This window comes from Microcystis sp. M165S2, assembly GCF_020245885.1.
GTDB lineage: Bacteria > Cyanobacteriota > Cyanobacteriia > Cyanobacteriales > Microcystaceae > Microcystis.
In genome coordinates this window covers 1-7,800 of the sequence record NZ_JADBTZ010000370.1, presented here as the reverse complement: position 1 = coordinate 7,800, position 7,800 = coordinate 1, and the positions used below count along the sequence as shown (strand labels likewise).

Annotated in this window: 8 protein-coding genes and 2 pseudogenes; 5 read left to right on the top strand and 5 right to left on the bottom strand. The window is 44.7% G+C overall.

All coding sequences use genetic code 11. The annotated features are described in order from the left end of the window. Positions 1–467: pseudogene (locus tag IM479_RS18325) on the bottom strand (IS630 family transposase); the annotation flags it as partial. 40 nt (positions 468–507) lie between these two features. Further along, positions 508–1,557, bottom strand: a pseudogene (locus IM479_RS18315) (IS630 family transposase). A 264-nt stretch (positions 1,558–1,821) separates the two neighbouring features. On the opposite strand from IM479_RS18315, the gene IM479_RS18310 reads away from it, so the two are divergent. The 4 genes from IM479_RS18310 (at position 1,822) to IM479_RS18295 (ending at position 4,030) form a co-directional block, all read left to right on the top strand. Beyond that, positions 1,822–2,763 carry a class I SAM-dependent methyltransferase gene (locus tag IM479_RS18310; protein WP_287684294.1) on the top strand — a complete coding sequence of 314 codons (942 nt, stop codon included), beginning with the start codon at positions 1,822–1,824 and terminating at the stop codon, positions 2,761–2,763. Between the two features lie 345 nt (positions 2,764–3,108). After that, complete coding sequence (locus IM479_RS18305) at positions 3,109–3,384, top strand: hypothetical protein (protein ID WP_287684293.1); 276 nt, start codon at positions 3,109–3,111, stop codon at positions 3,382–3,384. A gap of 216 nt (positions 3,385–3,600) precedes the next feature. Beyond that, the gene (locus IM479_RS18300) at positions 3,601–3,810 is read left to right on the top strand and encodes a type II toxin-antitoxin system HicB family antitoxin (protein ID WP_287684292.1); all 210 of its coding nucleotides are present in this window, start codon (positions 3,601–3,603) and stop codon (positions 3,808–3,810) included. Continuing rightward, the gene (locus IM479_RS18295) at positions 3,803–4,030 is read left to right on the top strand and encodes a type II toxin-antitoxin system HicA family toxin (RefSeq protein WP_287684291.1); all 228 of its coding nucleotides are present in this window, start codon (positions 3,803–3,805) and stop codon (positions 4,028–4,030) included. Before IM479_RS18300 ends, IM479_RS18295 begins: the two co-directional genes overlap by 8 nt. 147 nt (positions 4,031–4,177) lie before the next feature. Here the strand turns inward: IM479_RS18295 and IM479_RS18290 are convergent, their stop codons facing one another. The 3 genes from IM479_RS18290 to IM479_RS18280 all read right to left on the bottom strand — a co-directional run bounded on the left by IM479_RS18290 (position 4,178) and on the right by IM479_RS18280 (position 7,652). Continuing rightward, positions 4,178–5,125 carry a PRC-barrel domain-containing protein gene (locus tag IM479_RS18290; RefSeq protein WP_287684290.1) on the bottom strand — a complete coding sequence of 316 codons (948 nt, stop codon included), beginning with the start codon at positions 5,123–5,125 and terminating at the stop codon, positions 4,178–4,180. A 264-nt stretch (positions 5,126–5,389) separates the two neighbouring features. Then, positions 5,390–6,649 carry a dihydrolipoamide acetyltransferase family protein gene (locus IM479_RS18285; protein WP_286825269.1) on the bottom strand — a complete coding sequence of 420 codons (1,260 nt, stop codon included), beginning with the start codon at positions 6,647–6,649 and terminating at the stop codon, positions 5,390–5,392. Positions 6,650–6,908: 259 nt separating this feature from the next. After that, positions 6,909–7,652, bottom strand: coding sequence for a DUF561 domain-containing protein (locus IM479_RS18280; protein WP_286825268.1), 744 nt, complete (start codon positions 7,650–7,652; stop codon positions 6,909–6,911). A 91-nt stretch (positions 7,653–7,743) separates the two neighbouring features. Here IM479_RS18280 and IM479_RS22815 point away from each other — a divergent pair. After that, positions 7,744–7,800 (top strand): helix-turn-helix domain-containing protein (locus IM479_RS22815; RefSeq protein WP_155119799.1); only part of this gene is annotated, 57 nt, incomplete at its 3' end.

The window sequence follows — 7,800 nt, the reverse complement described above, 5'->3', positions numbered from 1 at the left end:
TTGTCTTGCTTATCTTCTCGACTATATTTCGCCCAGATATACACATACTTTTTTCTTCTCAATATTCTTCTCACTGGCGAGCCACTCAGTTTAATTCCTGTTTCCTTTTCTAGATGCTCTGCTAATCTTGCCGCTGTCCATCTCCCGAATTCATATCCCAATTCCTTCGGGTCTTCATCAACTATTTTCAATAGTAAATTAATATATTCCTCTGGGGCTTTTTTATGATTTCCATTTTTTCTCCCATCTTCTAGACTTTCTAAATTGTTAGGATCGCCATGAACACACCAAGGGGCGACTGTTTTGAGTGAACAGCCAATAAACTCTGCTATTTCTCGTTGAGTTTTTCCGTCGTTTAGCAAGAGAAACATTAAAATTCTTTCCCTAACTTCTGCTCTTTCTTCTTCTTTAAGAGCTTTTTGTCAGTTTTTCTTTTCTTCTAAATCTAGGAAATCTTTGGCTGGCATAAGTAGGACTTTTCTAAAGTTACTATAGCAATTCTCTAACTTATGAGGTACAGTAGCAACAGTGAGTAAACCAATTGCGAATATCTTTTTGAGTAACTTGTAACATAGCCGATTCAATCCCTTCTATTAAGTCTTTGTAAGTTCTCGCCTTCAGTTTTCTTAACATCGCTTTCACTTTTGACCAAAAGTTTTCAATATAGCAAATAATGGGTTATTTAGGACGCTTTCAATTTTCAAACTCTTATCTGAACAGGGTTTCAGCGATGGATTGTCCTAAGCACCTTGGTCTTTGCTATAGGAGAGAAGTCGGGAGAATAAGGAGGTAAATAGATCAGTCTAGCTTTTTGTTGTTCGATTGTTTCTCTGACCATTTCTCCGAGATGAATCTTGGCGTTATCCATGAGCAGACAGTCTCCTTCTTTAATTTTTGGCAGCACTTCCTTCAGAATAAATCCTTCAAATGTTACCGCATCTACTGCACCATATATATTGACTGATGCGACAACTTTTTCTAAGCTTATGGCACTAATTATTGAAATATTTCTCCCTCTTTTTTGTGGTTTTCTTCCTCTGGCTCTTTGGCCAATTAAGGCTCTAGCATAGAGTCTCAAAAGGGCTAAATTTACCCCCAATTCATCGATAAAAATTAGTTTTGATGCTTCAATTTCCCTTACTTGGGACCAGTATTCCACTCTTTTTTGCTGTACCCTTTCACTTTCTTTTTCCGCCGCGTGTAGTGTTTTTTTTTGAAACTGTACTTGAGTTTTTGCGTAATCCGCCCCAGGGTGGCTCTACTGACTTTCACCTGTGTCTTTTCATACAGTAATTCCGATAATTCTTCGAGAGTTGCATCATTGTTAGCTTCGATGATTTCTATTAAAATTATCAGTTGTTCACTATTTAACTTGGTTGGCGGAGTTCCCCCTTGCCGACGCGGACGGATATCTCCTGTTTCCTTATGTTGCTTCAATAACTTCTGAATAAAGCTCTTAGCCACGTCAAATCTCTGGGCTAGTACTCGAATGGAAATTTTTTCTTTCTTCCAGACATCGATAATTTTTTGGCGAAAATCTACGGAATAAGGTCTCATAGGAAGCTGACGAGTTCTATTATTTGTCTATTTGCTCTCTATTGTACCTCATGGCTCAAAGAATTGCTATATATGTTGTAGGACGGGGTGATATACAGAAAGTTGACCCATATCGTTACCCCAGAGAGTGTTATATAGAAAGTTTTCGCATAATATGTAGTTGGGCTGCTTCAAATCTCGGTTGAGGCAGTTCACTTAAGTTATCAGTAGGTGTTCAAGGTTTCGGAATGTTGTCCAGATTAAGTTCACACATCACAATCACTCATGCAACTTGATACTAATTCAATCCAAGCCGCAGGATATGCTTTGATGGATGATGCACAAGCCATGCTACTTTCTGGCAATGCCAAAGCGGGTATGGATCACGTCATTCTTGGTATGAGGGAGATCAAGAATCGTTATCCTGCCACCGAGTGGAGAGATTTTGCCCAGACCACATTTCTCGGTCATCCCGTAACCCAACTGATTCATCAGTGTCCGTTTACTTACCACTCTTTCAGCAAGCCGCGAGGCTATGCTGGAGATGCAGAATTACTCGATTTTATCTACGGGTTCAAGCAGCCATCCCAAAATCTAGCGACCCTTGGTAGAGAAATTCTTGAACATTGTGTGAATAGTCCCATATCTAGCAGTGTCAAAGCGAGGAAGGATGTGTTAGCCAGAACGATCGATGATGTTGCGTCTGAGGCAACACACCCAACTCGGATTCTCTCTATTGCTTGTGGACACTTGCGAGAAGCCAAAGAATCTGTAGCAGTTCAAGAAGGAAGCATTGGTCAGCTTGTTGCCTTTGACCAAGATCCTCTATCGCTTGAGGTCATTGATCGTGAGTTTGACAATGGTTCTATTCAGACGATTCGAGGTTCAGTGACAACGTTAGTTCGACAAAAGCAATCCTTTGAGAATCTAGATTTAGTTTATGCAGCAGGGCTGTACGACTACTTATCACAACCGTTTGCCACACGGCTGACCAAGATAATGTTTGATATGCTGCGGACAGGAGGGAAACTACTGGTCGCTAATTTTATTCCCGATCATCGAGAAGTTGGATACATGGAAACATTTATGCAGTGGCAGCTCATTTATCGTACTGAAAGTCAGTTAGCGGATGTAGCTAAAGAGATTTCAGCTTTAGAGATAGCGAACAAACGGACTTTCTTTGAAGACAACGGCAATATTGCATTCCTAGAATTAGTCAAAGCTTGAGGTTTTGGTTTGTGAATAAACCTTTTGTATTAGAGAGCAGAATTAGTTGCGCCGTAGAATCAGCAGCCCAACACGGCGTTGGAGCGGACAATTAGGAGATATTGGTGCTGAGTTCGAGTCGGTTGATTGCCGCTCAACTCTGACGTTAGACAGCCGTAGGGTGCGTTCCCTAATGTGACTCCTGCTGCTCCAGCGATCGATTTTGGGGAACGCACCATGCACATTGATTGAAGCTGTGAGTCTAAGTGCGATGCCGCTCTTGTGGGACCAGTTGGGGAATGTTAGCGAAGATTCCCCATGTTTAGGTTAAAATAGAGGGGCAAAAGTTGCAACGGGGTCAGGACAATGACAGTTAATCAACTCCGCTACAGCAAAGAAGAATTCGCTCGACGTGGTAAAGAGATTTATCAATCTCAGGTGCGCCCCCAAGTCGAGGAGGGCAATCATGGGAAGATTGTAGCAATCAACATTGAAACAGGAGCTTTTGAAGTAGCAAAAGACAGCCTCACAGCTTCCGATCAACTTTTAGCCCGATTGACCGATGCTCAAATTTGGTTCGTAAGAATCGGACATCGAGCAGTTCATCGAGTTGGTTTGATTGGGGCAAATTTGTTTCAATGATTAATCGACTCTACGCTTGTTTTTGCAGAATCTTCTCACTCAATTCTAGGAAGATGGGACAATATTGGATTAAGTACTAATAACTTAATATCTTATAGAGTTTTTCAAAAAGCTTGAGTTGTGTCAATGATCAGGAAACCTAACTATTTTCTAACCAAACGATTAGGAAACAGTTATGTTATGATTTTCAGAGTAAGCCTGAGATGATAAGACACCATGAAAAATCGCATCTTTACTGTTATTTTGTACAAAGAAGATAATATGTTCATTGCTGAATGTCCAGAAGTTGGTACAGTAGATCAAGGAGAAACAATTGAGCAAGCGATTGCTGGATTGAAAGAAGCCACACGGCTTTACCTAGAGGAATTTACCTTACCAGAAACATCCCCTAGATTTGTGACCAGTATTGAGGTTAGTTATGCCTAAGCTGCCACGAATCTCTAGTCGGGAGGCAATTCGCTCTCTTGAACGCTTAGGCTTCGAGGAAGTTCGTCAAACAGGTAGCCATGTTGTGATGAAGAAAGAAACCGAAGAGGGCAAAATTGGTTGTGTTGTCCCTTTACATCGGGAATTGAAGGTTGGTACATTAAGTGGAATTCTGAAACAAGCCCAAGTCACAGTTGAAGAGTTCATTGAACATCTGTAAAGTCTGACAAATCACTGCACTCGACGTGATACCAAAAGTATTTAGTCCCCCCAGAGAACCCCCTTGAGCCACCTAGCACACTTTCCTCTTTTTGTCAAATTTTATGTTAAGAAAGATGTAGCTAATGGATAGGGGGACTGTCAAAGATTAACCGTCTTCGTATTCGGGGATTCTTTCCTTTTTCTTCTCGGTGATATTGACGCGGGGGGGATTGTAATCCGGTTCCACGTCATCATCCCACATATCATCCTCGGCCTTATCCTCGTAATCGTCGTACTGAGGACGAGAAAAGCTTTCTGTGCGTTCTAACCGCGCCTCTCCCCAGTTATCTTCTTCTTCCTCGTATTCTTCCTCATAATAACGAGCTTCGGCCCGTTTTTGCGGTGGGGGAGTGGCACGCAGGGGTTCTTTTTCCCATTCGTCTTCACTCCAGCGTTCTTCCACGGGTTTAGCTGACTCCACAGGAGTGCGGAGGGGAATACCCGTACCTAACTGATTTTCCGGGCGAGCAGCGGGGGTATAATAAGCTTCTTCTTCTTCTCTTTCCCAGGGGGGACGACCAATACCCAAACGTTCCAAAACTCCCACACTAACTTGGGTGAGACGTTCCTCGGCCCCTTCAAAGACGATTAAGCGATTCGGACCGCTGCTAACCACTTCTTCAATGGCAATTTCGTAGGTGCTGATCAATTGTTCGGGGATAAGAGGTAATCCCAGGGAAGCGATGATAATAGAATGCAATTGACCACTAAGGGGATCAAATTGATAATCGCGGACTTTGCCTAAAGGTTCGCCGGTTTCCGTGATCACGTCACTACCGATTAAGGGAGTATAAGCATCGATATCGACGGATTCCAAGACGTTATCATCTTCAACGAGAACCACGTCTCCTGTCTGACTGATGCTCGATAAATACATATATTGGGGCATTCCCGACAGGGAGAGGATATTATCGCGGAGTCCCAGGGCAACCACTTCTCGTTGATCGATATCTACTAGGATATCTTTAACAACGCCGAGTTTTTTGCCTGTATTGCGAGTGATAACCTGTGTATTTAAAAATTCTGAACGTAAGCGACTATTCTCTGTGATCATTTTTTCCTATGGGTAGGCGTTAGGGCGTGGGAATACGAATTATTGTAGGCTTAATATATAGGGCGAGATTGAGGGTTAATTTACCGATATTAGCTTAGATCTTAAAGTTCCCTGAGATTAACACTTTTTTTGGCCTTGTTTGGGCGATAGTTTCGGGTGATAGATAAGGTTAAACCCATTTTAGCTAATTCTTTACATTTTTTTAGTAACAACAAAGCAGGAGCTAGAGAGAAACTCCCTTGGCTCCTGCTGCCTAGATTCTGATTACATAGTTAAAGACTGCACCTCAGTTTCGATCAGTTTAGCCAAGTCTTGCAGGAAGGAGGCTGCATCGGCCCCGTAGATGACTCGGTGGTCACTGGTGAGATTAACCGTCATCTGTTTTTGCACTCCGAATAAACCATTATTGTGGACGACGATTTGGGGACGGGAAGCGCCCACTGCCAGGATTGCACCTTGGTTGGGAGGTAAGATAGCCGTAAAGCGATCAACTCCGAACATTCCCAGATTAGAAATGGTAAAAGTACCGCTATTGTATTCTTCCGGTTGCAGTTGTTTACTGCGAGCGCGATCAACTAAATCTTTCCAACTGCGGGATAGGGAATAGATATCCATCTGGTTAGCAGAGCGCAAAACCGGCGTAATTAAGCCACCATCGGGCATAGCTACGGCTACGGCCACGTTAATCGCCCCGTGGTATTGGATTCCTGCGTCGCTATAGCTGGCATTAACTATAGGATGTTTAGCGAGGGTGTTGGCTACTGCTTTTGCTAACAGGGCCGTCATGGTGACACCCTTAGATTTTAGCTGTTGATAGAGTTGATCCAGTGGGTCGGTGGTGATAGTGTAGCCCACTTGGAAGGTGGGAACCTGTAGGCTAACCGACATATTCTGAGCGACGGCTTTTTGCAGAGTGGTGAGGGGAACAGTCCGGCCGACCGGAGCGCTGGCCGGAATCGGGGCTTTAGGAGCCGCTACAGGCACGCTGACGGGTTGCGGGGGAGTAATGACGGGAGCGGGGACGGTGCTGACTTTTCCTGTCGCTTTTTCTACGTCTTCGGCGGTAATTCGTCCGTGGGGACCGCTACCCACTAGGGTTTTCAGCTCCACTTTTAATTCTTTAGCCAGTTTTTTGGCCCTGGGAGAGGCGACTAAACGGCCATTATCTTTAACGGCGGCGACGGGGATCGAAACGGGAGGCGGAGCGATTTCTGGGGTCTCTACGGGCTTGCTAGGGGCGGCAGCGGCGGTTTTTCCCTGAGCTTTGGCTAGTTCAATTTCCGCTTCAGTTTCGGCAATATAGGCGATCGCTTCCCCTACGGGTGCTTCTTGGCCAGCTGCCACTAAAATTACAGCGAGATAGCCATCATAAAACGATTCTACGTCCATGTCGGCTTTGTCGGATTCGACCACTAACACCGTTTCCCCTTTGCTGACTTTTTCCCCGGGGGACTTCACCCAAGAAACTATTTTTCCTTCGGTCATGGTGGAACTGAGCGCGGGCATGAAGATATCTCGAATCATGGTGGAGTGCTTCTATCTCTAATGTTTTGAGCCATAGGGCATTTTACCACAGTTGATGGGGTGTGGGGCTTTTCAGTGAGCAGTGAGCAGTAAACAGTAATCAGTGAAAAGCAAGCTCCGAACTTGTCACTTAATACTATTGACTGAAAACTCACATCTGGTAACTGGTAACTGGTAACTGGTAACTGATAACTGATTACAGATGGAAAAAGAGAAGGGAAAACAGCCCCTTCTCCGTCGTATCTAGACAAAAATTGTTCTAGTTGCCAACATGGACAGGTTGTGCTTGCAGAGATTCGACTAAACCGCGCACGGCTGCCACCATAGCCACTTCATTATCCAATTGATTGATCGCCGAACCAACACCGATACCGGCCGCTCCAGCAGCGATCGCCATGGGGGCGGTGACAATGGATAAACCAGAAGCGCAGAGGACGGGAACCTTAACCGCATGGGAAATAGCGTGGGCTGCCGCTAGAGTCGGGGCAGCTTTTTCAATCAGTCCCAAAATACCGGCGTGAAGGGGTTGACTGCTAGTGCCGCCTTCGGTTTGAATAATGTCAGCACCCTGACTAACTAAAGCTTCCGCTAGTCTCACCTGTTCATCGAGGGGCAGCAGATGGGGAACTGTCACAGACAGGGTTATTTCGGGCAGTAAGTCGCGAGTTTGACGGGTTAGGGCTAAAACTTCCGCAGCCTCAAAAATGCGTCCTTGAGCATAAAAACTATCGAAATTACCGATCTCAATTAAATCGGCCCCGGCCGCCACTGCCATCACCAACAATTCTGGCTCGACAGCCGATACACACACGGGTAAATTTGTCAAGGCTTTGACCGCCCGAATTAGGTCAGCATTAGCGGCAATATCGACAAAAGTTGCTCCTCCGGCGGTAGCGGCTTTAACTACTGAGAGAACCTGTGAGCGATCGAAATTATTTAACCCACTGATCACTTTCAGGGCATGACGACGGGCGAAGGCTTGCTGTAAGGTAAAATTGATCATCGAAAATTTTGGGTCTGAAACCCCGTCGTTTCACGACGGCTTTACCGTTAAATACTAGCGCATTTACCAAATATATGCTAAAATGTGAGACATGGAAAAAGCCTACTCGTTTCGATTTTACCCCACACCCGAACAAGAGTCGCTATTG

What these genes read in the sequence shown, in the direction of transcription:
- IM479_RS18310 (WP_287684294.1), top strand. Translation starts at nt 1,822, where the DNA reads ATGCAACTTGATACTAATTCAATCCAAGCCGCAGGATATGCTTTGATG.
- IM479_RS18305 (WP_287684293.1), top strand. Translation starts at nt 3,109, where the DNA reads ATGACAGTTAATCAACTCCGCTACAGCAAAGAAGAATTCGCTCGACGT.
- IM479_RS18300 (WP_287684292.1), top strand. Translation starts at nt 3,601, where the DNA reads ATGAAAAATCGCATCTTTACTGTTATTTTGTACAAAGAAGATAATATG.
- IM479_RS18295 (WP_287684291.1), top strand. Translation starts at nt 3,803, where the DNA reads ATGCCTAAGCTGCCACGAATCTCTAGTCGGGAGGCAATTCGCTCTCTT.
- IM479_RS18290 (WP_287684290.1), bottom strand. Translation starts at nt 5,125, where the DNA reads ATGATCACAGAGAATAGTCGCTTACGTTCAGAATTTTTAAATACACAG.
- IM479_RS18285 (WP_286825269.1), bottom strand. Translation starts at nt 6,649, where the DNA reads ATGATTCGAGATATCTTCATGCCCGCGCTCAGTTCCACCATGACCGAA.
- IM479_RS18280 (WP_286825268.1), bottom strand. Translation starts at nt 7,652, where the DNA reads ATGATCAATTTTACCTTACAGCAAGCCTTCGCCCGTCGTCATGCCCTG.